Raw genomic sequence first — 26,810 nt, forward strand, 5'->3', positions numbered from 1 at the left:
GCGGAAATTTGCCGCGCGACGCGCAAAGCCCTGCCGCTGCGGTTTCCCGTAGCGGCAGGGCTTTTGCGCGTCATGGAATGCTCCCGCATCGCAGAGAGCTGTGGGAGCCTATTTTGCCCCGAACCTGACCGGAGTATCGTGGTTCGAATTCGGACGGTGCCGTCCGGTCAGGCGGCAATCCGTGCGCACAGAGCGTCGATCGGCCAGCGCCCAGGAGGGGCTATGACTTCGCCCAGCGTCCCAATACCGCAGCCTCCCCCGAAGCCGGTGGTCGGCAACCTGCCCGATATCGACTCCAGCAAGGGTCTCCTGGGAGTGGCCGAGGTTGCCGAGCGGTATGGCCCTATTGTGCGAATCCAGTTCTTCAACCGCAGCGTCATCGCCATCTCCTCCCAGCAGCTCGTCAACGAAGTGTGCGATGAGTCCCGTTTCGGCAAAGTGCTGGGCGTATCGCTCCGGCAAGTTCGCGAGTTCATCGGCGACGGCTTGTTCACCGCGGAAACCCAGGAACCCAACTGGCAAAAGGCGCACCGGATCCTGATGCCGGCCTTCGGGCCAGCGGCGCTGAAGCGGATGTTCGGCGGTATGGACGACATCGCCGAGCAGCTGCTCCTCAAATGGGAGAGGCTCGGCCCCGACGCCCGGATCGACGTTCCGGACAACACCACCCGGCTGACCTTGGACACGATCGCCCTGTGCTCCTTCAGCTACCGTTTCAACAGCCTCTACCGGGAGGAGCTGCATCCCTTCGTGGGGGCGATGGTCCGCGCCCTGGTCGAATCCGGGCAGCGGGCGCGAAGGCTCCCCGTCCAGAACAAGATCATGCTGCGCCGACGCCACCAGCTCGAGGAAGACAACGCCCTGATGTTCGAGGTCGCCGACCAGATGATCAGCGACCGCCGGCGCAATCCCAGCCCGGCAGGCAGCGAGGACATCCTTGACACCATGCTCAACGCGTCGGACCCGGTGACCGGCGAGCGGCTGTCCGAGGACAACATCCGCTATCAGATGGTCACCTTCCTGGTGGCCGGGCATGAGACCACCAGCGGCCTGCTGTCCTTTGCGCTCTACGAACTGCTGCGCCACCCCGGCGTCCTGGCCAAGGCGCGCGCCCAGGTGGACGAGGTCCTCGGCGCCGAGAGCGCCCGATTCGAGCACCTGCCGCGGCTGGGGTACCTGGACCAGATCCTCAAGGAGACGCTCCGGCTGTGGCCCACCGCCCCGGGGTTCAACGTCGCCCCGTTCGAGGACACAACGCTGGGCGGCCGCTACGAGATCCCGGCGGGCCAGCCAATCCTGGTCCTGCTCCCGCTGCTGCACCGCGACAAGGCGGCGTGGGGCGAGGACGCCGGGGTCTTCGATCCGGACCGGTTCTCCCCGGAACGGGCCGCGGAAATCCCTGCCAACGCCTGGAAGCCCTTCGGCAACGGCCAGCGCTCCTGCATCGGCCGGGGATTTGCCCTGCAGGAGGCCCTGCTTTTCCTCGCCAAGCTCCTGCAGCGCTTTGAGATCACGCCGGCGGACCCGGGCTATGAACTGCAGATCCACCACACCCTGACCATGAAGCCCGAAGGTCTCTTCATCCAGGTGCGACGGCGGGACGTCACGATCGCGGCCGGTCCCCGGGCCGCCGTCGAACGTGCCCGGCAGGCGGAGGCGCCGGCAACAGCAGAGCCCAACGGCGTCCCGGTCCGGGTGCTCTACGGTTCCAATGCAGGCACGTCCCAGGACCTCGCCCAGCGCATCGCCAACGACGCCGGACGGCGCGGCTACAGCCCCACCATCGGACCGCTCGACGACGCAGCCGGCGGACTGCCCACGGCCGGGCTCGTCGCCATCGTGGCTTCTTCCTACGAGGGACGGCCGCCGGACAACGCACGAAAATTCGTGGCCTGGACCGGGGACCTCCAGCCGGGCGACCTCGCCGGAGTGCGGTACACGGTCTTCGGCAACGGCAACAAAGACTGGGCGAGAACGTACCAGGAGGTGCCCAAGGCCATCGACGCGCGGCTCGAGGCGGCCGGCGCCACACGGATCTATCACCGGGGCGAAGCCAACGCCCGCGGCGACTTCTTCGGCGATTTTGAAGAGTGGTACGCGGGATTCTGGCCCGCCGTGGACGCCGCCCTCGGGCAGAAGACCAGCACGCCGGCCGCACAGCCCCAGCTTGAACTCCAGTTCGTCGGCAACGTCCGGGATCCGCTGTTGCGCCAGAACGGGCTGGCCCTCGGTACCGTCGTTGCGAACCGCGAACTGGTCGATCTGGCCAAGCCTGGCGCCCGGTCCAAGCGGCACGTCGAGATCGCCCTGCCCGAAGGGATGAGCTACCGGACCGGGGATTACCTGGCCGTCCTGCCGCTGAACCCCAGCGCCCTCGTCCAGCGCGCCCTGGCCCACTTCAACCTCGACTACGACTCGCATGTCCAGTTGAGCATGGAGCAGGGAGACACGTTCCTGCCCACCGGCGCTCCAGTGGCTGTGGGCGAACTGCTGAGCAGCTACGTCGAGCTCGCGGTCCCCGCCACACGCACGCAACTGGAGAGCCTGGCTGAAGTCGCGACGGATCCGGCACACCGCGGGGAACTCGCGGCCCTGGCCGAGAACCGCGAGCGGCATGCGGCCGAGATCCTCGACAAGCGCGTCTCTGTCCTGGATCTGCTGGAAATGTACCCGTCAAGCCAGCTGTCGTTCACTTCGTTCCTGCAACTGCTGACCCAGCTGACCCCTCGGCGGTACTCCATTTCCTCGTCCCCGCTCTGGAGCCCCGACCATGCGACCCTGACCTTCTCCGTCATCCAGGCTCCGGCGTGGTCGGGACGCGGCGTCTTCGAGGGAGCCTCGTCCACCTTCCTCGCCCAGGCCAGGCCCGGGTCAAGGGTCGCGGTTACTGTCCGTGCCTCGAACACGGCCTTCCACCCGCCATCGTCCTTGGACGTCCCGCTCATCATGGTCTGCGCAGGAACCGGGCTGGCGCCCTTCCGCGGATTCATCCAGGACCGGGCGCTGCGGGCCGAGGCCGAGGACACGACGCCGGCCCCCGCCCTGCTGTTCTTCGGCTGCCGGGCGCCGGACACTGATTTCCTCTACCGCACGGAACTTGCCTCCTGGGCAGACCAAGCCAGCCTCGACCTCCGGCCGGCCTTTTCCGCCGCGCCCGAAGACGGCCTGAAGTATGTCCAGGACCGGCTGTGGGCGGACCGGGCCGACGTCGTCGAGCTGGTCAAACAGGGCGCCACCGTCTACGTTTGCGGCGACGGCCAACACATGGCGCCGCAGGTGCGCGAGACGTGCGCGCTGATCTACCGCGAGGCGACCGGCGCCTCCAAGGCGGAGGCCGAGGCCTGGATGGATGAGGTGGAACGCACCCACGGCAGGTACGTTGCCGACATCTTCACCTGACGACGCAGCGCCCCTCAGCGGTGCGTGAAATCCGGCTGGCGCTTCTCGGTGAACGCCGCCATGCCTTCCTTTTGGTCCTCGGTGGCGAACAGCGAGTGGAACACCCGGCGTTCAAACAGCACACCCTGGGCCAGCCCGGTCTCGAAGGCGGCGTTGACTGCTTCCTTGGCCACCATCGCCACCGGCTTGGACTTGGAGGCAATCACCTCGGCGGCCTTCACGGCCTCCTCCACCACGTCCGCGGCCGGCACCACGCGGGACACGAGGCCGGCGCGTTCGGCTTCCTCGGCGTCCATGAAGCGTCCGGTCAGGATCATGTCCATCGCCTTGGCCTTGCCGACGGCGCGGGTGAGGCGCTGCGAGCCGCCCATCCCGGGCAGCACGCCCAGGTTGATCTCCGGCTGGCCGAACTTGGCGTTGTCCCCTGCGATGATGAAATCGCACATCATCGCCAACTCGCAGCCGCCGCCGAGGGCAAACCCGGACACCGCCGCGACCACGGGGATGCGCAGCCGGGTGAAGTCCTCCCAGCCCCGGAACCAGTCCGCCGCGTACATGTCCATGTAGCCCTTGGACTGCATTTCCTTAATGTCGGCGCCCGCGGCGAAGGCCTTGGCGGAGCCGGTGACCACCACCGCGCCCACTGCAGGGTCGGCGTCCATAGCGGATACCGCGGCGACGAGTTCGTCCATGGTGGCCTTGTTGAGGGCGTTCAGCGCCTCAGGCCGGTTGAGCGTCACGAGCCCCACCCGTCCGCGCCGCTCCACCAGAATGTTTGTGTACTGCTCCGTCATGCCTGTCCCCTCAGCTGTTCGAAATGTCTATCGGCGGTCAGTGGTCGGACTTGTCCCGGATGTCGGTGATGATCCCGGAGAAGTCCCGGCCCGCCCCGCCCTCCGCGGCAAAGGTATCGTAGATTTCTGATGCGAGCGGTCCCAGCCGGGCGGCGACGCCGGTGCTTTCCAGCGCATTGAGCGCCAGTTTCAAGTCCTTGGCCATGAGGGCTCCCGCGAAACCGGGCTGGTAGTCGCGGTTGGCAGGGCTCGTGGGGACCGGCCCCGGAACGGGGCAGTTGGTGGTCAGCGCCCAGCACTGGCCCGAGGCCGCGGAGGCGACATCGAACAGCGCCTGGTGGGTCAGGCCCAGCTTCTCGCCGAGCACAAAGGCCTCACTGACCGCGATCATCGAGACGCCAAGGATCATGTTGTTGCAGATCTTCGCCGCCTGCCCGGCACCGTGTTCCCCGCAGTGCACCACCCGCTTGCCCATGACGTCGAGCATCGGCGTGACTGCCTCGAAGTCCTCGGGAAGTGCCCCCACCATAAACGTCAGGGTGCCGGCCTCGGCCCCGACGACGCCGCCGGAGACCGGGGCGTCAACGGCCCGGTGGCCGGCTGCGAGGGCCAGCTCTGCGGCCTCGCGGGCCTCGTCTACGTTGATCGTGGAGCAGTCCAGGAAGAGGGTGCCCGGCCGGGCCACGTCCAGCAGGCCCGGCTGGCTCTGCTGTCCCGGCCCGCCGGGGCTGCCGCGGTAGGCGTCCAGGAGGTGCCTGCCGCTGGGCAGCATGGTCAGCACGACGGTGGCGCCCGCCACCGCCTCGACCGCAGTCTCCGCGGTGGTTATGCCGTGCGCCCGGGCTGTTTCCAGTGCGGCCGGCACCACGTCGAAGCCGGTCACCGTGTAGCCGGCCTTGACCAGGTTGATGGCCATCGGCCCGCCCATGTGGCCAAGGCCCAGGAAGGCGATGGTGCCGGACTGGGCGGGTCCGGGCCGGCCTGATCCGGCCTGCGATGCTTCAGACGGCGTTATTTCAGACATTGTCCCGCTCCTTCGACAACTGCAGTTCACGGTCGCCCAGCGGCGCAAAATAGGATTCGACGTCGTCCCGGCTGACCTCCGCCAGGCTGGCAGGCTGCCAGTGCGGGTCGCGGTCCTTGTCCACCACCTGCGCGCGGATGCCCTCGCGGAAGTCGGGACCGGCCAGGAACCGCAGCCCCACCCGGTACTCCTGCGCCAGGGCCTCCTCGAGGCTCAGGCCCCGGACCCGGCGCAGGGACGCCAGTGCCACCTTCACGGCGGTCGGCGACTTGCTCTCGATCGTGTCCGCGGCATCGGCCGCTTCCGCTGCGTTCTCTCCACGGAAAGCGCGCAGCCTCCGCAGGATCTCTTCGGCGTCGTCGGCCGAATAGCAGGCGTCAATCCATTCCCGCCGCGCTGCGAGGACAGAGTTCGGGGCCTCCCCGGCGAAGCGCGCGACGGCGGCGTCCGCCGGCTCGCTCTCCAGCGCCACCTCGAGTTCCGCCAGGCTTGCGGACGGCACGAAATGGTCCGCGATCCCCAGGAACAGCGCATCGGCGCCGCTCAGGTGGGCTCCCGTGAGGGCGGCGTGGGTGCCGGACTCCCCCGGTGAGCGCGAGAGCAACAGGGTTCCGCCGACGTCGGGCACAAAACCGATCGTGGTCTCGGGCATGCCCATCCGGGTGCGTTCGGTGACGATCCGGACCGAGCCATGCGCGGAAATCCCCACCCCGCCGCCGAGGACCAGCCCGTCCATGAATGCCACATACGGCTTGGGGTAGCCCGAGATGAGGGAGTTCAGCCGGTATTCCTCGGCCCAAAAGTCGGCGGTCGCGTCGCCGCCGTCGAGCATGTCCCGGTAGATGGCAACGATGTCGCCGCCGGCGCACAGTCCCCGGTCACCGGCGCCGCGGACCAGGACGGCCGCGACGGCGTCGTCGTCCGCCCAGAGGGTGAGCTGCTCCAGCATGGCCGAGGCCATGCCCGCGGTGAGCGCGTTGACCGCACGGGGGCGGTTCAGCGTGACCACACCAAGCCGGCCGCGCCGCTCGAACAGCACTTCCGCCGCCGCGGCGTCCTCGGCGTGCTTGCCCGCCATCAGCTGCCTTCCGGCATCACAAAGCTGGCACCGGTGCGGATGCCGGAGGGCCAGCGGGTGGTGACCGTCTTGGTCTTGGTGTAGAAGCGGAAGGCGTCCGCGCCATGCTGGTTGAGGTCACCGAAGCCGGAGGCCTTCCAGCCGCCGAAGGTGTAGTAGGCGATCGGCACGGGGATGGGCACGTTGATGCCCACCATGCCCACCTGGACCCGGCTGGCGAAGTCACGGGCGGAGTCGCCGTCGCGGGTGAAGATGGCCACGCCGTTGCCGAACTCGTGCTCGCTGCACAGGCGCAGGGCCTCGTCGTAGTCCTCGGCGCGGAGGACGCTCAAGACCGGGCCGAAGATCTCTTCTTTGTAGATCGTCATGTCCTTGGTGACGTTGTCGAAGAGCGTGGGGCCGACCCAGAAGCCGCCGTCGTAGCCCTCCACCTTGAGTCCGCGGCCGTCGGCCAGCAGGGTGGCGCCCTCGTCGACGCCGGCCTGGATGTAGCCTTCGATCCGTTCCTTGGCGGACGCCGCGACGACCGGGCCGAAGTCGGAATCCTTCGCCAGGCTGTGGCCGACCTTGAGGTCCGCGATCCGCTCTTCGAGTTTGGCGACGAGCGCGTCGCCGGTGGCCTTACCGACCGGCACGGCCACGGAGATGGCCATGCAGCGTTCGCCGGCGGAGCCGAAGCCTGCCCCCATCAGGGCGTCCGCGGCCATGTCCAGGTCTGCGTCCGGCATGATCACCATGTGGTTCTTGGCGCCGCCGAAGCACTGGGCGCGCTTGCCGTTGGCGGCGGCCGTGGCGTAGATGTACTGCGCGATCGGTGTGGAGCCGACGAAGCCGATGGCCTGGACGCGGGGGTCCTCCAGCAGTGCGTCCACCGCTTCCTTGTCGCCGTTGACGACGTTGAAGACGCCGGCCGGCAGGCCGGCCTCGGTGAAGAGCTCGGCGAGGCGCAGCGGCACGGAGGGGTCACGCTCGGAGGGCTTGAGGATGAAGGAGTTGCCCGCGGCGAGGGCCGGGCCGGACTTCCAGAGCGGGATCATGGCCGGGAAGTTGAAGGGGGTGATGCCGGCGACGACGCCGAGGGGCTGGCGCAGCGAGTGGACATCGATGCCGGTTCCGGCGCTGTCCGAGAATTCGCCCTTGAGCAGGTGCGGGGCGCCGGCGGCGAATTCGACGACCTCGATGCCGCGCTGGATGTCGCCTTTCGCGTCGAGGAAGGTCTTGCCGTGTTCCGAGGACAGCAGGGTGGCGAGCTCGTCCATGTTCTGGTTGACCAGGTCAACGAACTTGAGCAGGATCCGGCCGCGGCGCTGCGGGTTCATGGCCGCCCACTCGAGCTGGCCCTTTTCCGCGTTGGAGACCACGTTGCGGACCTCTTCGGTGCTGGCCAGCGGCACCCGGGCCTGGACCTCGCCGGTGCACGGATCGTAGACATCGCTGAAGCGCCCCGAGGTGCCTTCAACATGCTGCCCGTCAATGTAATGGGATAGCTCGCGAACCATGATGGAATGCTCCTTTGCACCGTGTGGTTGACGTAGGGACGGCCGGGCCGCCTGTGACCCGCGTCATCTGCTGCTCCTGAATATACTCGGACTTCCTACTAAATTCCAGAGGGGCCGTGGCCGGCCGGCAGCTTCGCCCGGCAGCCAAGTTCGGTAAGTTAGGGACTGTGAAGATAGCTACCTGGAATGTGAACTCGCTCCGTGCCCGTGCTGACCGCGTTGAAGCCTGGCTTCAGCGCACCGACTGTGATGTCCTGGCCATCCAGGAAACCAAGTGCAAGGACGACAACTTCCCCTGGGAGCTGTTCGAGAGCATGGGCTACGAGGTGGCGCACTTCGGCCTGAGCCAGTGGAACGGCGTGGCGATCGCCTCCCGGGTAGGGCTCGACGACGTCGAACGCACCTTCCTTGACCAGCCGGTCTTCGGCAAGAACGGCAAGGACGCCGTGCAGGAGGCCCGAGCGATCGGCGCAACCTGCGGCGGCGTCAGGGTCTGGAGCCTCTATGTCCCGAACGGCCGGGCCCTCGACGATGAGCACATGCCGTACAAGCTCAGCTGGCTGGACTCGCTGCGGACCCATGCCGAGGGCTGGGTCCGGGAGGACCCCGAGGCGCAGATCGCCCTGATGGGCGACTGGAACATTGCCCCGCAGGACGATGACGTCTGGGACATCGACTACTTCCGGGCCAACGCCCTCACCCACGTCAGCGAACCGGAGCGGGCAGCCTTCCACGCCTTCGAGAACGCCGGCTTCCAGGACGTCGTCCGCCCGCATACCCCCGGACCCGGCGTCTACACGTACTGGGACTACACACAGCTGCGCTTCCCGAAAAAGGAAGGGATGCGGATCGACTTTGTCCTCGCCTCCCCCGCACTGGCCGCCCGCGTCACCGGCGCCGCGATCGACCGCGAGGAACGCAAAGGCAAAGGCGCCTCGGACCACGCCCCCGTAATCGTGGAGCTGAGTGACTGATGAGGCCACAGGGAAGCGACGGAATCCAATGACGGGAAACCTCTACCACGGACAGGCGGGGCTGCCGTTCTCCTCGGCGCTGCGGATCTACGAACCCCTGGCGGCGTTCCCGGAGGGCCAGCAGCAGACCCTCCGCGAGGCGGGATCCCGGAGCGTCTCCCGCGCGGCCGTCGAAAACGCCGAGCTGCTCGCTTCCCTTGGCCGCATCACCCGCCCGGGCGGAGACCCGTTCCCCACCGGGGCGACGGACCTGGTCCGCATCCTTGCGGCACCCCGCACGGACAGCCCTCCCGGAGCATCGCCAACGGCAGGCGGAGGACTTCCCGACGCCGGCACGCCCGGCACAGGGCATCCGGACGGCCTGCTGTACTGCCCGAGCCAGCTGGTGCTCCGGGCCGGGCTGGCCGCTAACGCTTTGATGGAGGGCATCCATGGGCCTTTGGCGCAGCTGCTGATTCCGGAGGAGCAGCGCGACAAGCACCAGGAACGCATCGATGATGTGCGGGCGCACGCTGGGCTGGGCCGTGTGCACACCCGTGCATCCACGTGGGGCATCCCGTTCAGCTGGTTCTGCCTCTTCCAGGAATCGGATCCGACGGACGTGGTGGAATCCGAGGGGCACATTGTCACCGTGCGGATCCGCGCGACCATCGGCGAAGCCCTCGAGCGGGTCCGCTATGCGGTGGCCCATCTGGCCCTCGCTGCGCCGGACCTGGACATGCTCGAGGACCTGACCCAGCTCACCGAATGGCTGGAGCTCTTCCACGCGGAGTCGACGGTGGAACTGGACTACGGCGCCGTGGCGGACAAGGTCTACCCGGATGAGTCGCCCATGGATGTCAGGCTGGGCATCGAGTGCCTGGCTGAAGGGGACATGACCGGGGCGGCCGCTGCCTACCGCCGGCTGGCGTCCCGCTGGATCCCGATCCGGCAACTCGCCCGCGCTTCCTGAGGAACTGGTTCCGCACTGACTAGGCGGGCTGCCGGCCGCCCTGCTCCCGGGTCCCTGCACCCCGCGCGGCCCTGCCGGCTTCGGCGCCGGCGTTGCGGGGCGGCGCCGTTGTGCTTCGGACGATCAGCTGGTGCGGGGCCACCGTGGAGCGCACTGCCCCCTCATTTCCATCGAGTTCGTCCAGCAGCATTTTGGTGCCCAGTTCGGCTTGCTCGTCGGGGCGCTGCCTGACGGTGGTGAGGCCCATGGCCTCGGAAAAGTCGTGGTCGTCGATCCCGATTACGGAGAGTTCCTCGGGGATGCGGACTCCGGCCCGGGTGGCCTCGAAGATGATCCCCATGGCCATCTCATCGGAGGCGCAGAAGATGGCGGTGGGCTTCGGCCCGGGCCTGTCCCAAAGCCGGCGGAAGGCGTTCTGGCCGCTGGGGACGGTGAAATCGCCCCATTCGTCCCATTCCTCCCGGACGTTCAGGCCGGCTTCCGCCATCACCTCCTGGAAGGCTTTGATCCGGACCCTGGGGACGTCAAAGTTGAGGTCGGTTTCGTCGTCGCCGTGCAGCAGTGCGATCTCCGTGTGCCCCAGTCCGATCAGGTGCCGCACCGCCGTGGCGGCGGCGGCGTAGTCGTCGATGCCGATGTAGGGGCATTCTTCGACGTGGCCGCCGACGACGACCAGCGGGATGTCGATCTTCTGGAGGTGTTCGATCTCTTCATGCGTCAGCGCCATACACAGGACCAGCAGCGCATCGATCTGCTTGTAGACCATCGTTTTGCTGAAGAGCCGCTCGCGGTTGCTGCCGTGGCCGCCGAGATTGAACAGCGAGAGGTTGTACTGCCGGGCATGCAGTTCCCGGTCCGCACCTTCGATGGCCTTGGAGAAAAACCAGCGGCTGACGAACGGGGCCAGCACTCCGATGGTTTTGGTGCGGCCGGTTGCCAGCCCGGAAGCCGAGGAGGAGGCGACGTAGCCCAGGTCCTCGGCGATACCCAGGATCTTCTCCCGGGTGGCCGGCGAGACCCTGGGCAGGCCGCGGACGGCGCGGGACACGGTGGCGGTGGAAACTCCTGCAGCCAGGGCCACGTCCTCGATGCTGACGCCCGCGTGTCCTCCGCGTTGCGCCCTGTCCGTTGTCTTTGCCACCGTGTCCCCTTGTCGACTGTCTGCTGCCGCCTGATGCCCGGACGCAGGAGTTCCTTGCCCGCCCCCGCGACCCAGAGCCGCAGCTCCGGCCCTCAGTTGCGCCTGGTTGCCGTCCTTTCCGGCAGACGGCGACGCAGCCGGATCAGTCCGTACACGGCCAGCACCATGGCCAGCAGGCCCAGGGCCCAGCCCAGCGCCGGCTGGCCCGTCACCTCCATCCAGACGGTGACCACGAACAGCACCAGCGCCCAGAAACCGAGGAGCCCGATGATGATGTCGAAGTCCTCGCCGGAGCGGACACGACGGTGTTCGCTCCGCACCAGACCACGGCTCGGCTTGGCGTTCATTGCCGGGCCGTCACTTCACGGCGCCGGCGGTGAGGCCAGCGACGATCTTACGCTGGAAGACCAGCACCAGGATGACCAGCGGAATTGTGACGATCGTTCCGGCGGCCATGATCGCGGTGTACGGAATCTGCTGCGGCTGGGCACCGGCGAAGTTGGCAATGGCCACTGTTACCGGCTGGGTTTTGTCGTTCGAGAGCTGACTGGCGATCAGGAACTCATTCCATGAGGAGATGAACGCCAGGATCGCCGTCGTGAAGATGGCCGGTGCAGCGAGCGGCATGATGACCCTCCGGAACGCCTGCCCCTGGGTGCACCCGTCCACGCGGGCCGCTTCCTCAAGCTCCCACGGCATTTCCCGGAAGAACGACGTCATGGTGTAGACCGTCAGCGGGAGGACGAAGGAGATATTGGGGATGATCAGCGCCTGGTAGGTGCCGATCCAGCCGATATTCGTGAACAGCTGGAACAGCGGGGTGATGAGGGCGACGCCGGGGAACATGGACGCCCCCAGGATGAAGCCCAGCACCAGGTACTTGAACCGGAAGTTCAGCCGGGCCAGGGCATAGGCCGCGAACACGCCCAGCACCAGCGAGATCAGGGTCACTGTCACACCGATGAACACACTGTTCAGCAGCGCCTGGGCGAAGTGGTTGCCGAAGGACGTGTCGAACGCCGTCCTGAAGTTGTCGAGTGTCACGTGGGTGGGCAGGAGCGAGGTGTCGTAGGTGTAGCCCACGTCGCGGAACGCCGTCACCACCATCCAGTACGCCGGTGCAAGGCACCAGAACAGGATCACGGCGGCGCTGACGTACGTGCGGACACTCGCCCATTTCTCGCGGTTCTGGGCCGCCTTGCGGCCTCGGTCCTGCTCGGCCCGGAGTTCGGTCGCGGCGGTCATTTCTTCCCCTTACCTGCGCCGGTTTGCTGCTCCACGACGTTCGCTCCGAGGAAGCGGACAAAGATGAAGGCCACAATGAAGATGATGATGAATGTGATGGTGGACAAGGCGGCGGCGGAGTTGAAGCCTTGCCTGATCTGGTTGACCACCAAAATGGACAGCGTAGTGGTGTTGTTGGAGCCTTCCGTCAGGATGTACGGGAGGTCGAACATGCGCAGGGCATCCAGCGTCCGGAAGAGGATGGCGACCATCAGCGCCGGCTTCACCAGCGGCAGGGTGATCATCCGGAACCGCTGCCAGGCGGAGGCGCCGTCGACCTTGGCCGCTTCGTAGACCTCGGCCGGGATCATCTGCAGGCCGGCCAGGATCAGCAGCGCCATGAACGGCGTCGTCTTCCAGGTGTCGGCGATGATGACCGCCCACCGGGCCGGGATTTCGCTGCCCGTCCACAGGATGGTCGTGTTGAACAGTTTGTTGCCGATGCCTTCGAAGGCGAAGATGAACAGCCACAGCTGCGCGGTGACGGCGGTGGGGATGGCCCACGGCACCAGCACGGCCGCGCGGACCAGGCTGCGGCCGCGGAAGGTCCGCGCCATGATGATCGCCATCCAGAAGCCGAGGATCGTCTCAAGGGTGACGGTGACAATCGTGAAGTAGAAGGTGGTCCCGGTCGCGGACCAGAACTGCGCGCCCAAAGTTCCCGGCGGGCAGGCCACGGTGCCGCCGCCCGGGGCGGCACACTGCTGGAAGAGCCAGTTGGTGTAGTTGGAGAAACCAGCCGGGCCGCCGGCGGTAAAGAGACCCGTGACGGGGTCCAGGCCGGCATCTTTCTGGAACGACATCACGATGGCACTGATGATCGGGTAAACGATCACAATCGCCAGCGCAACGATGGTCGGCGCCAGCAGCCACGACGCCCACTTGCCCTKGCTCGCTATTGCGTTGTCCTCGCCCACGCCCTTGGGGCCGTGGTGGATCGGAGCACCGCCCGACGCCGGTTCCTTGACCGGCGTCGGGCCTAGTTCGGTAGCCATGACTGGACTACTGTCCCGCGCTAGCGGACTCGATGGACTTCTGCATGTCGGACAAGGCCGCGTCTACGGTCTTTTCGCCCTTGATGGCAGCGTACGCATTTTCCTGGATGGCCTTGGTGACGGCCGGGTAGAACGGGGTGACAGGGCGCGGCACGGCGTTCTCGATCGAGGTCTTCAGCACGGGCAGGTACGGGAGCTTGGTGACAAGTTCCTGGTCGTCATAGAGCGCGCCGAGGACCGGAGCAAGTGAGCCTTGCGTGGCGTAGAACTTCTGGGTCTCCTCAGAGGTAAGGAACTTCAGGAAGTCCAAAGCCGTGGCCTTGTTCTTCGAGTAGACGCTCATGCCGGCGCTGTGCCCGCCGAGCGTCGATGCCCCGGGGCCGCTCGCGCCGACCAGCGCGGTCATGCCGAGGACGTCTTTGACCTTGGAGGAACCTTCCGTCATGGCCAGGTTGTAGACGTAGGGCCAGTTGCGGTGGAACAGGAGTTTGCCGTCCTGGAACGCCTGCCGGCCCTGCTCCTCCTGGAAGGTGATGGCTTCCTTCGGGATGTTTCCATCGGCATATGCCTTGGTCAGAGATTCGAGGCCGGCCTTGGCCTCAGGGGTGTTCAGGTTCGGCTTGCCGTCCGAATTCAGTACGGAACCGCCAGCGGAGTTGATGGCCTCAGACGTGTTCACCGTGAGGCCCTCGTACTTGGCGTACTGGCCCGCGAAGCAACCGATGTTGTTCTCCTTGGCGATGGAGCACATGCTCATCATCTCGTCCCAGGTCTTGGGCGCCGTGGGGACGAGGTCCTTGCGGTAGTACAGGATGCCGCCGTCGGAGTTCTGCGGGGCCGCGTAGAGCGTGCCCTTGTAGGAGGCGCTCTCGACCGTCGGCTTCAGCATCGCGGAGGTGTCCAGCGCCATCTTGTCCTTGAGCGGCTGGAGCCAGCCCTTGGCGGCAAACTCGGCGGTCCACACCACGTCGACRCTGACGACGTCGTAGTTGGCGTTCTTGGCCTGGAAGTTCTGGACCAGGTCATCGTGCTGCTGGTCGGCCTGGTCGGTCTGCTCCTTGAACGTGACCTTCTCGTTCGGGTGGGCAGCGTTCCACTTCTCGATCAGCGGGCGGACAACGTTGCTGTTGTCCTTGCCCTGGACGTAGGTAATGGGTCCGCGGCTGTCCAGGCCCTGCTCGGCGTCGGCGCCGGCGGTGGTGCCGCCCCCGCCGCCACAGGCCGAGAGGGTAAGGGCTAGAACGCCTGCTGCGGCGACGGGAAGTAGAAACTTCGGTGTTTTCATGCTGGGGGCTCCTCGCTGAGTACCGGATAAAAACGGCGGTGCGTTGCTGTGGTGCCCATCACACTAATCAACATCCGGTGAGGAATGCAAGCGTTTACATGGAAGCTTTACGGAAAGGAGACCCTATTCCGATCCGTTGCTGGGTGGGACAATCCGCGCCATTTCACGGATGTCGGCCCCATCGGCTCGCCCGGCTGCCCTCGCAGCGGCAGCGCCAAAGTTGTTGCCGAAACCTCACAGCCGGGATCAGCGGACCCGTTCAGCCCGACCGAACCTCGACCGCGCACCGGACGCGATGTGGATGAGCACCGGGGTGCGCTTGCCGAGCACAACATCAAGCGCCTCCACGAGGGCGGAAACGTCGGCCGTGAGCCTGTGCGGGGCCACACCCTGGCGGGGCTGGATCCGAATTCTCAGGCCCGGTTCGCCGCGGACTTCGTACGTCGCCACCGTTGCGCCGGCCAGGTCCGGACGGTCCGCAAGGGCGGCCCGGAGGGCCTGCTCGGCCACGCCGCTTCCGATCCTGACGTTTCCCGGGACGTCGCCCGGGTCCTCCTCGGACACCAGCAGGTTGGCACGGCCCTTGCCCTGCTGGGCGACCCACGCCACCATGGCGCCAATCACCAGGAGCAGTACCAGGACCACCGCGATCCAGAGCCAGCTCTCCGACCGCCCGGGGAAGCGCGTGCGTTCGAAGAGATCACGCCAGATGCTCCAGACGCCGGCGGACCAGTCCTGCCACCACACCCCGACCGCCGGCACAGTGGCAAGCAGGATCAGCATGGCACCGATGGCGAGGAGCTTGATGCCGAGGACGCCGATCAGTACCCGGTTGAGGATCCTGGGGGTGCCGTTCATGCCCCGACCACCCCGGTCGGCGCCACATTGATGCGCACATCCGGCGACGGGGATAGCGCCATGTCCCGGAGCTCCTCCTGCACGGCGGCGAGGACGGCATCCGGGCGCAGCGGCACGCCGGAGGTCGGCCGGACGTTGACCTGCACCTGCTGCCGGGACACCGTCACCATCACCTGTTCCTGGCTTACGTTGGCGGCCACCCGCGCCCGGCGTGCCAGGGCGGAGGCAATCACTTCGTCGTCCACGACGACGGCGGCGCGGCGGTCCCGCAAAATGTGGCGGGCGCGGCGTCCGGGCAGCACCGCGTTCAGGAAGAAGAACAGCCCTGCCATCACGACCACCGCGCCGGTGACGCCGAGAAGGAGCGGCGGCACCCCGGCCGGGAGCGCCACCGCACGCTCTGCCGCGGTCTGCGGATCCACGAGCCAGGGCGGCTGTCCGACGGCCCGGACCGCGGTTTCCAGGAGCGCATAACCGCACAGCCCCACCACGAGTACGGCGGCGATAATGGAGGCGACGGCCCGTGAAGAGTGGGTCTCTCGTTTGAGGATCTGCTCCATGCCGGCAGCGCCGCCCCCGGCAGGGGCTTCATTGCCGGCCGAAGGCGCGGCACTGGGAGCTGGCGGGGCGTAGCTTCCAGGGCTGGAATCGTGCTCGGTGTTGTGGCTCAATGGACGCGCCCTCCTTCACTCATGCTGGCGCCGCCAATCCGGATGTCCACCCTGCTCAGCCGGGCACCGCTCAGCTCGGTCACGCGGCGCAGGATGACCGCCTTGGCGGCCACTGCCCGGTCCCAGATGGAGCCGCCGAGGCCCGCGACCCGTCCGGCGTCCCGCACGACCGTGGTCAGCGGCGGCACGGTGATGGGCGCGACAAGGGACAAAGCCAGCAGCCCGTCGTCGTCGGACCATTCTGCCCGGACCTCCTGCGGCGGAACACCGAGGGCTTCTGCCGCGGCCGCCTGCGCCACGCTGGTCAGCGCCTGGGTGCTGACCCGGGTGTGTCCGGCCATCGCGGCGGCGTGGGCAGCACCTGCCGGGCCGCTCATGAGGAGGAACGCCGGCCCGTGAGGGCGTCAAGCACACTGCGCAGGTCCAGTTTCCCTTCCGCGGCGCGCCCCAGCAGGGCTCCGATCCCCATGAACAGCAGGGCGCCGAGGAATCCCCAGACGCCGAACTGGAACGACATAAACGCCACGAAGGCGCCCACTGCGATCCCCACCACGGTCAGGTTCACTGGATTGCCTCCCTCGCGGGCCGGGCCTCGGCCGCGGTACCGGGCTTCGCCGGGCCGGGGACGTAGACATCGTTGATCTCAATGTTGACTTCGATGACCTGGAGGCCGACGAGCTCCTCGACTGCCGCATACACGGCGGCACGAATCTGGTCTGCCAGGGCGTGAAGGGGTGTGCCGTAGAGCGCCACCAGGTCAATGTCGACGGCGACCTGCGTTTCACCGACCTCGGCCCGGACGCCGGCGGCGTGGTCCGAGCTGCCCACCGCATCACGGAACGCGCCGAGAGCGCGGGACGGGCCCGATCCCAGGGAGTAGACGCCGGGGACCGAACGGGCAGCGATGCCCGCAACCTTCGCGACGGCGTTTTCGGAAATGACGGTGCGGCCGCCGCCGGGCACGGGCAAAGCTGTGGCGGGCTCGGGCACCTGGGCCGCTCCGGGCTGAGGATCCTGGTATTCCATGAGGCTCTCCCCCTTCTCTTTGTGACCACCCTAGTACCTGTGCCGGGCAAGGTGGCCGCTTGGCCCGGGAAGGCCGTGCCCTGTCAGGGAAATTGCGCCGGCACCCGGCCCGCCTAGGCTATCTTCCGGGGAAGCGGGCTGAACGGGCCCGCTATCCGCAGTTGGTGGCGAGCCAGGTCTGCACCGGAGCCATGGCGTCCTGGAGTTTTCCGCTGGAGAAGACCGTCTGGTCCTTGATGCCGGCGATGGCCACCTGGCTGAGGGTGGTGAAGTCTGCCTTGACGCTGTCCGGGGCGCGTTCCGCCGTGCGGGTCAGCTCGGCCTTGGTCTGCTCCAATTCGGCCGCCGATCCCTTCGCCGCCGAGAGGGGAAGCAGGGTGGAACCGGTGGCCTGTTCGGAAATCGTGGTGCAGGCCTCCGCAGCCGTGGCGAAGTCACCCCACGGGCCGGAAGATTTGCTGGGACTCGCGGTCGCGGACGACGGCGCGGGGCTGGCTGCCGCGGACGACGGCGCGCTGCCGGCTTCCGGTGCGGAGCAGGCGGTGAGTGCAAGGGCCGCCAGAAGGGCGCTTACGGTCAGCGGACGCGCAACATTCTTCAAAATCACGTTCTTGGAATCACTTTTCGGTTGAGATTGCACCGTCGGCCCGACACGCTGCCGGCGGTCTTGGCGTTCTTTCCCCAGCGTGTGAGTCTAGCCCGGCCGGTTGGCCAGCCCCCAAAACGACCGCCGCCGTCGAACCTTCCATCGGCTGCTCCGTACCCGCCCTTTTGGCCGCCTGAAGGGCAACTACGGAGCAGCCGATGGGGTTAAAAGAAGAAAAGCACCAGTTCCGAAGAACTGATGCTTCCCAGTGGTGGCTCCGACCGGCGTCGATCCGGTGACCTTTCGATTTTCAGTCGAACGCTCTACCAACTGAGCTACAGAGCCTAGGTGACATGTCACCATGAGAGCCGGAATTTCTTCTGGCAATCAGAGCGACCCTGACGGGACTTGAACCCGCGACCTCCGCCGTGACAGGGCGGCGCGCTAACCAACTGCGCTACAGGGCCTTGCTATTTATTTCTTGTCTGCAGTATCGCTACCGCAATTTTTCAAGGCCTTTAGCCTACCAGACTTTCACACCCGGTTTGACCAGTTCCTTGCGTACCCCCAACGGGATTCGAACCCGTGCCGCCGCCGTGAAAGGGCGGTGTCCTAGGCCGCTAGACGATGGGGGCCAGGATGCCATCCGGTTGAACAAAGGCAAAAATTAAGGGCCGAGGCCTTCCGTTTTTGTCCTTTCGGGTTCCTCCGAACTGGACTATAAAACTATAAGGGCAGATTCCGGATTATCCAAAATCAGCGGCTGCCGCCCATTTGGCGGCGACTAGCCCCGCCGGGCGGCGTCCTGCCGGGCCCGCTCCACATCGGCCGCCGACTCCAGGTCTCCCCTGGCCCGCAAACCCGCGATGACGCCGTCAATGTCGGCAGCCGACCGGTTCTGGCTGAGCTTGCGTTTCGCCTCGACCCTCGTGATGACAAGCTCGACGCCGACAATCGCCCGGAGCTGTCCGGCGATGAAACGCGCAGGCGCGTCGTCCACGGCCCAGGGCCGTTCCCAGGCTGCTTCGTGCTGTGTGGTCAGCCGCCGGACCAGGTATTCAACCCAGGCCGGGTCGTCGTGGATGACCAGCCTGCCGTAGGCGTGGGCCGTGGTGTAGTTCCACGTCGGCACCACCCGGCCGTGTTCGGCCTTGGTGGGGTACCAGTTCGGGGAGATGTAGGCATCGGAGCGCTGGATGATGGCCAGGGATTCACCCAGCGCCGGCAGCCGCCACTGATCGTTGTTGCGGGCAACGTGGCCCAGCAGCGCGCCATGCTCGCCAGCCTCCGGGTCATAGACGAACGGCAGCAGGGTGGCGAGCAGGCCCTGCGCCGTCGCCGTCACCAGGTTGGCCGCCCCGGGGTTCTCGAGCAGGTCCCTGACGGCGTCCGGGTCAGCGGCGAAATGCGAGGGAATGTACATGGACGGTTCCTTTGTCGGGTGTGTATCGCGCGATGAACGGGGCAGCTGACCCTCTCAGGCTACGAGCATGACAGCCAGGGTGACCATGACCAAGGCGATGCCGGCGTCGAGCACGCGCCAACTGCCCGGGCGGGCGAACAACGGGGCAAGGTACCGGGCGCCGGTGCCCAGGGCGGCGAACCACGCCACGCTGCCCAGCCCGGCTCCGGCGGCAAACCACCACCGCCCGTCCGCGCCGTGGGCGCCGGCCAGGGACCCCAGCAGCAGCACGGTGTCGAGGTAGACGTGCGGGTTCAGCCAGGTCAGCGCCAGGCAGGTTCCCAGGGCGGCTGCCCACGTTCCCTTGTGACCGGCCGCCGGCTGGGATGCCTGCGTGCCGCGGATGGCCCGCACCGCAGCCATTGCCCCGTACGCCAGGAGGAAGGCAGCACCCGCCCAGCGCACCACCTCGAGGACCTCTGGCGCCCGCTCGATGAGGACGCCCACGCCGGCCACCCCCAGCACAATCAGTACCAGGTCCGAGACGGCGCACACCGCAACAACCAGAAGGACATGCGAGCGCTGGACGCCCTGGCGGAGCACAAAGGCGTTCTGCGCACCGATGGCGACGATGAGGGCCAGCCCGCTGGCCAGACCGGAGACGAGGGAAGGGATCACGGGATCCACGGTACGGGCGACCAGAACATGAAACCAGTTAACAAATGTTGGCCAACATAAGATGAGCTAATGATTGATATTCAGCCGGACCAGGCCCGGACCCTGGCCGCCATCGTGGCGCACGGAAGCTTCGAGGCCGCCGCCAGCCACCTCCGGGTCACGGCGTCGGCGGTGAGCCAGCGTGTCCGCGCCCTTGAGGTGGCGGTCGGCCGGCCGGTGCTGACACGGACCCGGCCCGTCGGGCTCACGCCGTCCGGGCAGGCGGTGGTGCGCTTCGCCCGGCAACTGGAAATGCTCTCCGCCGATCTGGCCGAAGAGTTGCAGCCCGGCACGCAGCCCGCCAGCATCCGGCTGACCCTCGTGATCAACAGCGACTCCCTGCACACCTGGGCCCTGCCCGGACTGGCCTCGGTGGCGGACAAGGTCCAGTTGGAGATCCTGCGCGAGGACCAGGACTATTCGCTGGAACTCCTCCGCAGCGGCGCTGCAGCCGCTGCCATCACCACCACGGCCAAGGCGGCGCCGGGCTGCTCGTCCCGGCGCCTGGGCGTCATGCGCTACCTGCCGGTCTGCACGCCGGACTTCGCCGCACGGTGGTTTCCCGTCGGCGCGACGGCGGACGCGCTCGCCGTCGCGCCCGTCATCGTCTTCGACCGCAAGGACGACCTGCAGGACCGCTACCTGCGCGGCGTGAGCCGCAAGACCCTCCAGCCGCCACGGCACTATGTCCCGGCCGCCCATGAGTTCGGGGAAGCCATCCGCTGGGGCATGGGGTGGGGACTCCTCCCCGAAATCGAGGTCTCGGAGGAGCTGAAGCGCCAAACCTTGGCGTCCATGGACGCCGCCGCGCACGTGGATGTGCCGCTCCACTGGCAGCAGTGGCGGCACGGCTCGGCGGCCCTCGACGAGGTTGCGGCGGCCATCCAGGCGGCCGCCCGCCCGCTGCGGTGAACCCTCCTTAGACGGCAGCCCCGCTGTTGGCAGGAACTCGCCTAGACGTGACCGATTTCCGCCAGTCACCGGGCCCCTGCACCGGCTAGATTGGCAGCATGGCAACAACCGCCCAGACGGGCTCCCCCCAACCGGACAGCGCGCGCCCGGACGGCACCCACGAAGTGCCGCCGCACGCGCCCGCCTCCCAGCCCGCCCACCCGGCGGACCCCGCAAACCCCGCAAACTCCGCGAAGCAGCTCCTCCCGCCGGGCCAGATCAGCAGGCTCGGCATCGCCGCCGTCGTGGTCACCGTGGTGTTGTGGGCCTCCGCTTTCGTGGGCATCCGGGCCGTGGGACCCAGCTTCTCCCCCGGCTCCCTGACCCTCGGCCGGCTGGCGATCGCCGCCGTCGTCCTGGGCCTGGTGGTGCTGCCGCAACTGCTGAAGAACCCCAACCTCCCCCGGGGCCGCGAGTGGTGGCCCATCCTGGCTTACGGCGTGATGTGGTTCGGCGGCTACAACCTCGCCCTGAACGCCGCCGAACACCTCCTCGACGCCGGCACGGCCGCGCTGCTGATCAACGTCAACCCGATCCTGGTGGCCATCATGGCCGGGGTGATCCTCAAGGAGGGCTTCCCCCGCTGGCTGATCATCGGCAGCCTCGTCGCGTTCGGCGGCGTCGCGGTGATAGCGCTGGGGTCCGGGCAGCGGTCCACGGCCGACGTCGCCGGGGTGCTGTTGTGCCTGCTGGCGGCGGCTCTCGCCGCGGTCAGTGTGATCGTGCAAAAACCGGTCCTCCGGAAGTTGCCCGCGGCCCAGGCCACCTGGTTCGGGATCCTGGTCGGCGCGGTCTGCTGCCTCCCCTTCAGCGGCCAGCTGATCGCCGAACTGCAGGCGGCCCCGCTGCCGGCGACGCTGGGGCTGGTCTATCTCGGCATCTTCCCCACCGCAATCGCGTTCACCACCTGGGCCTATGCGTTGTCCCTGATCGACGCCGGCCGGCTCGCGGCCACCACCTACCTCGTGCCCGGCACCACGATCCTGATCTCCTGGCTGGTGCTCGGCGAGATCCCCACGGTCTGGGGCCTGGTGGGAGGCGTCATCTGCCTCGTGGGGGTGGGGCTGACCCGGCGCCGGTCCCGCTGATTCGGCGCTAGAGTTTCAGCTATGCCCGCTTCCCTGCCGCCCGGCCTGCCAATCGTTCCGGACGGCCCGGAGAACCCCGAGAACCCCGACGACGGCGGGAACGGCGCCAACCACGATCACGCCCCGTTCCCGATGTCCCAAGACGACTTCGAAGCCGCCGTGAGCGACGCCCTGGACCAGATCCCGCCGGAGCTGGCGAAGACCATGAACAACGTGGCCATCTTCATCGAGGACGACTACACCCCGCAGCCGGGCGAGGATCCTGACACCGTGCTGCTGGGCCTTTACGAGGGTGTGCCGCTCACCGAACGGGACTCCTGGTGGGACGCCGGTTCCCTGCCGGACCGCATCACCATCTACCGGCAGCCGATCCTCGAGATCTGCGAGTCGCGTGAGGACGTGATCGAGGAAGTGACGGTCACCGTGGTCCATGAGATCGCGCACCACTTCGGCATCAGCGACGAGCGCCTGCACGAGCTCGGCTGGGGCTAGCCTTGTAGGCATGGGACACGACCACAGCCACACACACGGGATTAGGGCCTCTGGCACAGGCACAGCCAAGCACCGGAAGCGCCTGGTCGCCGTCCTGGCCATCACCCTCGCCGTCGTCCTGATCCAGATCGCCGGCGCGCTGATTTCCGGCTCGCTCGCCCTGCTGGCCGACGCCGGCCACATGCTTTCCGACGCGGCCGGCGTCTCCATCGCCCTCCTGGCCGCCTGGATCGCCGGCCGGCCGGCCAGCGACCAGCGTACCTACGGCTACCAGCGCGCCGAGGTGCTGGCCGCCCTGGCCAACGCGCTGGTGCTGATCGTCATCTCGGTGGTCATCTTCACGGAGGCGATTCGCCGCTTCGGCTCCACCCCCGAGGTGCAGACCGACGTCATGCTTTACGCGGCCGTCCTGGGCGCCGTCGCCAACCTCGTCTCCCTGCTGATCCTCCGCGGCGCCCAGAAGGAGAGCCTCAACGTCCGGGGCGCCTACCTCGAGGTCCTGGGCGACCTGCTGGGCTCCTTCGCCGTCATCGCCGCCGCCGTGGTCATTATGGTCACGGGATACCAGGCGGCGGACACCATCGCCTCGATCGTCATTGCGTTGATGATTCTGCCGCGGGCCTGGCACCTGCTCCGCGATGTGGTGGATGTGCTGCTGGAGGCGACCCCCAAGGGCGTGGACGTGCAGCTGATCCGCGAGCACATCCTCTCCGTGGAGGGTGTGGTGTCCGTGCACGACATCCACATCTGGACCATCACCTCCGGTGTGCCGGTGTTTTCCGCCCACGTGGTGGTGGAGGACGCGGCACTGGGAGCCCGCGGCGCGGACCAGGTCCTGGACAAGCTGGTCAGCTGCCTGGGCTCGCACTTCGACACCGAGCACTGCACCTTCCAGCTGGAACCGGCCTCCCACGCGGAGCACGAATCCCACCAGCACGCCTAAGTCCGGAATTCAAAGCACCGGGCGGCGGCACCCTCCGACACGCTCTGCCCAAATGTGACCAAATGACATAGTTGTTGTTTATGTTATTGATGTGACCCGTGTTGCCAAAGTGGCCATTGGCACGTAGCCTCGACCGTGCTGGGGGATCAGCCGGGCGTTTCTCGCGCCGGAATCCGCGCTCGCCCGCTCCAGCCCGACACTGCAGCGAGGTTTGCCCATGACTTGGACCGGTTCCGGCCGAAAGACGGCCGCGCTATGCGCCGCCGTCGCACTCCTGGGAACGCTTGCGATTCCCGCACACGCCGCACCGCCCGCATCTGTCCAGATTCCGGCTGTCCAGATTCCGGCTGTCCAGATTCCGGCTGCGCCGGAGATCCCATCGCCGGATGAGATTGCCGCGGCCAAGGCCAGTGAAAGTGCGACGGCGGCACAGGTCGCCACGATCGACCGGCTCCTGGCGGACGCCTCCACGGCGCAGGACGCCAGCCTCGAAGCCTCCCTGCAGGCCAATAACGCCTATGGCGAAGCGCTCGTGGAACTGCAGCTCCGGCGCGACGCCGCCGCGGTTGCCGCCGCCAGGGCCTCGGCAGCCGGCGAGGAGCAGGCGAAGACGCGCAAGCAGATCGGCCAGCTCGCCGGCGATCTCTACCGCAGCGGCGGGCTGAATCCGGCTCTGAGCAGCTTTGTCACCGGGACCGGCAACGCCCTGCAGCAGGCCGCCACCCTTGAGGCAGTGACGGCCGGCCGCACCCGGGCCTTCCAATCGGCGGAAACCGCGGCCGTCGCCGCCGAATCGCTGACGGCTGCCGCCGCCGACGCCAACCGTGCCGCCGACGAGGCGGCCCGGACGGCGGAGGCCCGCAAGCTCGACGCCGAACGTGCCAGCGACGCCCAGCGCCAGGCCGTGTCCGAGGCCAGCGCACAGCGGACCGTCCTGGTGGACCAGCTCGCGAACCTCAGGGACACGACCGTTGCACTGGAATCAGAGCGCGTGGATGCCCTGGAACGGCAGCGCCAGCAGGACCGGCTGGCCGCAGTGACCGGTACCGCCGGGCAGGGCCAGGGGACCGGTGCCGATAGCGGCTCCGGCAACCCGGCTCCGGTGCTTCCGGGTCCGCAGGCACCGGCCGCACCCGCCCCGGGTTCACAGGCACCAGCCGCACCCGCGCCGGTTCCACCGGCACCGTCCACGCCGGCCCTACCCGTTCCGGCACCGCCGGCTCCGGCGTTGCCTGCGCCCGCGCCGGTTTTGCCACCCGCGCCTGCACCCGCGCCTCCGCCGGCGCCGGCGCCGGGCGGTTCCAACCAGACGGCGATCTCGGTGGCTCTCGGCAAGGTCGGCGCGCCCTATTTCTACCAGTACGGCGGAACCGGCGCCCACGGGTTCGACTGCTCCGGCCTCGTGCAGAACGCGTTCGCCGCGGCCGGAAAGTACCTGCCCCGCACGGCGTCCCAGCAGTTCGCCCAGGCCCCCGTCCATGTTCCGCTCGCCCAGGCCCAGCCGGGCGACCTGCTGGTCTGGGGTTCGGCACCGGGTTTCTACCATGTGGCGATCTACCTCGGCGGCGGGCGGGTGGTCCAGGCGCTGAACGAGGACGCCGGGATTACCGTGACGGACCTGGCCTCCATGTCCGGGATGCAGCTCCACCCCGTGGCCGCCCGGTACTGAGGTTTCCCGCCGCCGTCGGGATCCTGCCGGATCCGGACGTTAGGAGAGCACGTCCTTTGTGATGAACCTGCCGTAGGCGAGCGCACCGAAAACGGCGACGTAGCCGCCCTGCAGCAACGCGTTTGTGAGGAAGGAATCCCAGGCGACGGGCTGGCGGAGCAGGTCCGCGAAGTCCAGCCAGTAGTGGCTGAAGAGCCACGGGTGCAGCCATTCCAGCTGCGGCAGCGCGTCGAGGACCTGTGAGACGACCGACAGCACGACGGTGGATGCCATCGCACCCACGGGCACGTCCGTGAGCGTGGACATAAAGAGACCGATCGCCGAGAGGCCCATCAGCGAGACGGCAAGGTAGGCGGCGATCAGCAGCAGCCGCCGCATTGCCTCGGCGGCGCCGATGGCATCCCCGGACAGCAGCGTGACCGGCCCCACCGGGAAGAGAGCCGCTCCGATTCCGGCACCGACCAGGGCCACCACGAGCGGCGCCGCGACGGCGAAGACCACTGCCCCGGCGTATTTCACCAGCAGCAGCCGGACGCGGCCCGCGGGCGCCACCAGCAGGTACCGCAGTGTCCCCAGCCCGGCCTCTCCGGCGACGGTGTCCCCCGCCACCACGCCCACGGTCAGCGGCAGGAACAGCGGAACGGACACGAGCATCGCGGTCACGCCAACGAACAGACCGTTCTGGGAAATCCGGTCCAGGAACGCCGGACCCCGGCCGGCCGGCACCGCGGAGGACACGCGGACCGCCACGGCGATCAGGATCGGAATGGCCGCCAGCGCACAGAGCATGGCCCAGGTACGGCGCCGGCGGAAGAGGACCCCGAGTTCGGAGGCGAGCAGGCCGCTGCCCCGGTTGCCCTGTTGTCGCCGCCGGGTGGTCACCGCGGCCGGGCCGGGGCGGGCTCCTTCACTGGAACGAAGATCTTCACTGGACAACGTCGAAGCCCTCCCCCGTCAGCGCCACGAAGCGATCTTCCAGGCTGACCTGTTCGGTCGCGAAGCCCCGGACCCGGACTCCGGCCGCCACCAGGGCGGCCACCACGGCCTCGGGTGCCACTGCGCCATCGCCCGCCGCACCGGGGAGCGGGGCGTAGAGCACGCCGCCGTCACTGTTGGATTCGGTCCTGCCCGGGCCCGCACTGAGGCTGGCCCTGCCCGGTGTCTCACCGGCGCCCGGCCCGTCCACGGCCGCGCTCAGGCCCAGCCGGGCCAGCACGTCGGCCGCAGCCCCCGTATCCGGCGTGAGTACGCGGATCCGGGCCTGCCCGCCCTGGCGCAGCTCGGCGAGGGTCCCCTGTGCCACCAGCCGGCCCGCGCTCATGATGGCCGCGTGCGTGCAGATCTGTTCCACCTCGGCGAGCAGATGGCTGGAGACGAACACGGTGGCGCCGTCCGCGGCGAGCGAGCGCACCAGGCTGCGGACCTCCCTGGTACCCTGCGGATCGAGCCCATTGGTGGGTTCGTCCAGGACCAGGAGTTCCCGGGGCGCCAGCAGGGCGTTGGCGATCCCCAGCCTCTGCTTCATGCCCAGCGAATAGGCCCGGACCTTCTTGTCCGCGGCATGCGTCAGCCCCACCCGCTCCAGCGCCGACTGGACCCGGGCTTTCCGGGTGGCGGCGGGAACATGCGGGTCCGCGGCGTCGAACCGGTGCAAGTTGGCCGCGCCGGAGAGGAAGGGGTAGAAGGCGGGCCCCTCGACCAGGGCACCTACTCGGGGCAGCACCTCGCGCAGTTGCCCCGGCATCTCCTGGCCGAGGAGCCGGACGGAGCCGCTGCTGGCCGCGGCGAGGCCCAGCATGAGCCGGATGGTGGTGGTCTTGCCGGAGCCGTTGGGCCCCAAGAAGCCGAACACCGAGCCTTTCGGCACGGCCAGGTCGACGCCGTCGACGGCCAGCTGGCGGCCAAAGCGCTTGCTGAGGCCGGCGGTCTCGATGCTCAGTTCCGTACCGTAGGGTTCCGTCGCCGGCCCGACGGCGGTCACG

General features: G+C 68.0%; 27 protein-coding genes and 3 tRNA genes. 8 read left to right on the forward strand and 22 right to left on the reverse strand.

The genetic code is table 11. The features are described 5' to 3' along the window. The first annotated feature begins 222 nt into the window (after positions 1-222). The gene (locus AB4Y67_RS06950) at positions 223-3,399 is read left to right on the forward strand and encodes a bifunctional cytochrome P450/NADPH--P450 reductase (protein WP_441405053.1); all 3,177 of its coding nucleotides are present in this window, start codon (positions 223-225) and stop codon (positions 3,397-3,399) included. Between the two features lie 14 nt (positions 3,400-3,413). Here AB4Y67_RS06950 and AB4Y67_RS06955 read toward each other — a convergent pair whose 3' ends face one another. From AB4Y67_RS06955 to AB4Y67_RS06970, 4 genes are read right to left on the reverse strand one after another with little or no spacing between them, the layout of a single operon-like run. Then, positions 3,414-4,193: an enoyl-CoA hydratase gene (locus tag AB4Y67_RS06955; RefSeq protein WP_441405054.1), complete on the reverse strand. Its 780-nt coding sequence runs from the start codon at positions 4,191-4,193 to the stop codon at positions 3,414-3,416. 37 nt (positions 4,194-4,230) lie between these two features. After that, positions 4,231-5,217 (reverse strand): 3-hydroxyisobutyrate dehydrogenase, encoded by a 987-nt coding sequence (gene mmsB, locus AB4Y67_RS06960; protein WP_441405055.1) that lies wholly within the window; start codon positions 5,215-5,217, stop codon positions 4,231-4,233. Next, complete coding sequence (locus tag AB4Y67_RS06965) at positions 5,210-6,295, reverse strand: enoyl-CoA hydratase/isomerase family protein (protein ID WP_441405056.1); 1,086 nt, start codon at positions 6,293-6,295, stop codon at positions 5,210-5,212. The genes mmsB and AB4Y67_RS06965 overlap by 8 nt, the downstream gene beginning before the upstream one ends. Beyond that, entirely contained in the window at positions 6,295-7,794 is a 1,500-nt protein-coding gene (locus AB4Y67_RS06970) for a CoA-acylating methylmalonate-semialdehyde dehydrogenase (protein WP_441405057.1), read from the reverse strand. Before AB4Y67_RS06970 ends, AB4Y67_RS06965 begins: the two co-directional genes overlap by 1 nt. Positions 7,795-7,961: 167 nt before the next feature. On the opposite strand from AB4Y67_RS06970, the gene AB4Y67_RS06975 reads away from it, so the two are divergent. Together AB4Y67_RS06975 and AB4Y67_RS06980 are read left to right on the forward strand one after the other, a co-directional pair. Further along, on the forward strand, positions 7,962-8,768 hold the full coding sequence (locus tag AB4Y67_RS06975; protein WP_441405058.1) for an exodeoxyribonuclease III: 807 nt from the start codon (positions 7,962-7,964) through the stop codon (positions 8,766-8,768). A gap of 28 nt (positions 8,769-8,796) precedes the next feature. Further along, positions 8,797-9,720, forward strand: a complete 924-nt coding sequence (locus tag AB4Y67_RS06980; RefSeq protein ID WP_441405059.1) for a hypothetical protein — start codon at positions 8,797-8,799, stop codon at positions 9,718-9,720. Positions 9,721-9,739: 19 nt separating this feature from the next. Here AB4Y67_RS06980 and AB4Y67_RS06985 read toward each other — a convergent pair whose 3' ends face one another. The 16 genes from AB4Y67_RS06985 to AB4Y67_RS07060 form a co-directional block, all read right to left on the reverse strand. Further along, positions 9,740-10,861: a LacI family DNA-binding transcriptional regulator gene (locus AB4Y67_RS06985; RefSeq protein WP_441405060.1), complete on the reverse strand. Its 1,122-nt coding sequence runs from the start codon at positions 10,859-10,861 to the stop codon at positions 9,740-9,742. Positions 10,862-10,953: 92 nt separating this feature from the next. Further along, positions 10,954-11,208 (reverse strand): hypothetical protein, encoded by a 255-nt coding sequence (locus AB4Y67_RS06990; RefSeq protein ID WP_441405061.1) that lies wholly within the window; start codon positions 11,206-11,208, stop codon positions 10,954-10,956. 10 nt (positions 11,209-11,218) lie between these two features. After that, complete coding sequence (locus tag AB4Y67_RS06995) at positions 11,219-12,106, reverse strand: carbohydrate ABC transporter permease (protein WP_441405062.1); 888 nt, start codon at positions 12,104-12,106, stop codon at positions 11,219-11,221. After that, complete coding sequence (locus AB4Y67_RS07000) at positions 12,103-13,140, reverse strand: carbohydrate ABC transporter permease (RefSeq protein ID WP_441405063.1); 1,038 nt, start codon at positions 13,138-13,140, stop codon at positions 12,103-12,105. Before AB4Y67_RS07000 ends, AB4Y67_RS06995 begins: the two co-directional genes overlap by 4 nt. 7 nt (positions 13,141-13,147) lie before the next feature. Further along, positions 13,148-14,425 (reverse strand): ABC transporter substrate-binding protein, encoded by a 1,278-nt coding sequence (locus tag AB4Y67_RS07005; RefSeq protein WP_441405064.1) that lies wholly within the window; start codon positions 14,423-14,425, stop codon positions 13,148-13,150. A gap of 246 nt (positions 14,426-14,671) precedes the next feature. Beyond that, entirely contained in the window at positions 14,672-15,283 is a 612-nt protein-coding gene (locus AB4Y67_RS07010; RefSeq protein WP_441405065.1) for a hypothetical protein, read from the reverse strand. Further along, positions 15,280-15,843: a DUF6286 domain-containing protein gene (locus AB4Y67_RS07015; RefSeq protein ID WP_441405149.1), complete on the reverse strand. Its 564-nt coding sequence runs from the start codon at positions 15,841-15,843 to the stop codon at positions 15,280-15,282. The genes AB4Y67_RS07010 and AB4Y67_RS07015 overlap by 4 nt, the downstream gene beginning before the upstream one ends. A gap of 107 nt (positions 15,844-15,950) precedes the next feature. Further along, the gene (locus tag AB4Y67_RS07020) at positions 15,951-16,331 is read right to left on the reverse strand and encodes a hypothetical protein (RefSeq protein WP_441405066.1); all 381 of its coding nucleotides are present in this window, start codon (positions 16,329-16,331) and stop codon (positions 15,951-15,953) included. After that, a complete protein-coding gene (locus tag AB4Y67_RS07025) occupies positions 16,328-16,519 on the reverse strand; it encodes a hypothetical protein (protein WP_069950472.1) in 192 nt (63 codons plus the stop codon). The genes AB4Y67_RS07020 and AB4Y67_RS07025 overlap by 4 nt, the downstream gene beginning before the upstream one ends. After that, positions 16,516-16,980, reverse strand: a complete 465-nt coding sequence (locus tag AB4Y67_RS07030; protein WP_441405067.1) for an Asp23/Gls24 family envelope stress response protein — start codon at positions 16,978-16,980, stop codon at positions 16,516-16,518. The genes AB4Y67_RS07025 and AB4Y67_RS07030 overlap by 4 nt, the downstream gene beginning before the upstream one ends. Positions 16,981-17,131: 151 nt before the next feature. Next, positions 17,132-17,587 (reverse strand): hypothetical protein, encoded by a 456-nt coding sequence (locus AB4Y67_RS07035; protein WP_441405068.1) that lies wholly within the window; start codon positions 17,585-17,587, stop codon positions 17,132-17,134. Positions 17,588-17,835: 248 nt separating this feature from the next. Further along, positions 17,836-17,911 (reverse strand) — tRNA-Phe (locus AB4Y67_RS07040). Between the two features lie 48 nt (positions 17,912-17,959). Then, positions 17,960-18,033: transfer RNA gene (locus tag AB4Y67_RS07045), tRNA-Asp, on the reverse strand. Positions 18,034-18,128: 95 nt separating this feature from the next. Next, a tRNA-Glu gene (locus tag AB4Y67_RS07050) sits at positions 18,129-18,201 on the reverse strand. Between the two features lie 149 nt (positions 18,202-18,350). Further along, positions 18,351-18,989, reverse strand: a complete 639-nt coding sequence (locus AB4Y67_RS07055) for an FMN-binding negative transcriptional regulator (RefSeq protein ID WP_441405069.1) — start codon at positions 18,987-18,989, stop codon at positions 18,351-18,353. A 54-nt stretch (positions 18,990-19,043) separates the two neighbouring features. Beyond that, complete coding sequence (locus AB4Y67_RS07060; protein WP_441405070.1) at positions 19,044-19,646, reverse strand: LysE/ArgO family amino acid transporter; 603 nt, start codon at positions 19,644-19,646, stop codon at positions 19,044-19,046. Positions 19,647-19,715: 69 nt separating this feature from the next. Between AB4Y67_RS07060 and AB4Y67_RS07065 the strand changes: the two genes are divergently transcribed. The 5 genes from AB4Y67_RS07065 (at position 19,716) to AB4Y67_RS07085 (ending at position 24,828) form a co-directional block, all read left to right on the forward strand. Further along, complete coding sequence (locus tag AB4Y67_RS07065; protein WP_441405071.1) at positions 19,716-20,597, forward strand: ArgP/LysG family DNA-binding transcriptional regulator; 882 nt, start codon at positions 19,716-19,718, stop codon at positions 20,595-20,597. A gap of 98 nt (positions 20,598-20,695) precedes the next feature. Then, on the forward strand, positions 20,696-21,724 hold the full coding sequence (locus tag AB4Y67_RS07070) for a DMT family transporter (RefSeq protein ID WP_441405072.1): 1,029 nt from the start codon (positions 20,696-20,698) through the stop codon (positions 21,722-21,724). A gap of 21 nt (positions 21,725-21,745) precedes the next feature. Then, a complete protein-coding gene (locus AB4Y67_RS07075; RefSeq protein ID WP_441405073.1) occupies positions 21,746-22,216 on the forward strand; it encodes a metallopeptidase family protein in 471 nt (156 codons plus the stop codon). Positions 22,217-22,226: 10 nt separating this feature from the next. Then, positions 22,227-23,159, forward strand: coding sequence for a cation diffusion facilitator family transporter (locus AB4Y67_RS07080; protein WP_441405074.1), 933 nt, complete (start codon positions 22,227-22,229; stop codon positions 23,157-23,159). A gap of 217 nt (positions 23,160-23,376) precedes the next feature. Next, entirely contained in the window at positions 23,377-24,828 is a 1,452-nt protein-coding gene (locus AB4Y67_RS07085) for an NlpC/P60 family protein (RefSeq protein WP_441405075.1), read from the forward strand. A gap of 39 nt (positions 24,829-24,867) precedes the next feature. Here the strand turns inward: AB4Y67_RS07085 and AB4Y67_RS07090 are convergent, their stop codons facing one another. After that, a complete protein-coding gene (locus AB4Y67_RS07090; RefSeq protein ID WP_441405150.1) occupies positions 24,868-25,710 on the reverse strand; it encodes an ABC transporter permease in 843 nt (280 codons plus the stop codon). Between the two features lie 43 nt (positions 25,711-25,753). Further along, complete coding sequence (locus AB4Y67_RS07095) at positions 25,754-26,809, reverse strand: ABC transporter ATP-binding protein (RefSeq protein WP_441405076.1); 1,056 nt, start codon at positions 26,807-26,809, stop codon at positions 25,754-25,756. Position 26,810 lies beyond the last annotated feature (1 nt).

The sequence above is a fragment of the Arthrobacter sp. YAF17 genome (genome assembly GCF_052113365.1).
In the GTDB taxonomy this organism is placed as follows: Bacteria; Actinomycetota; Actinomycetes; order Actinomycetales; family Micrococcaceae; genus Arthrobacter.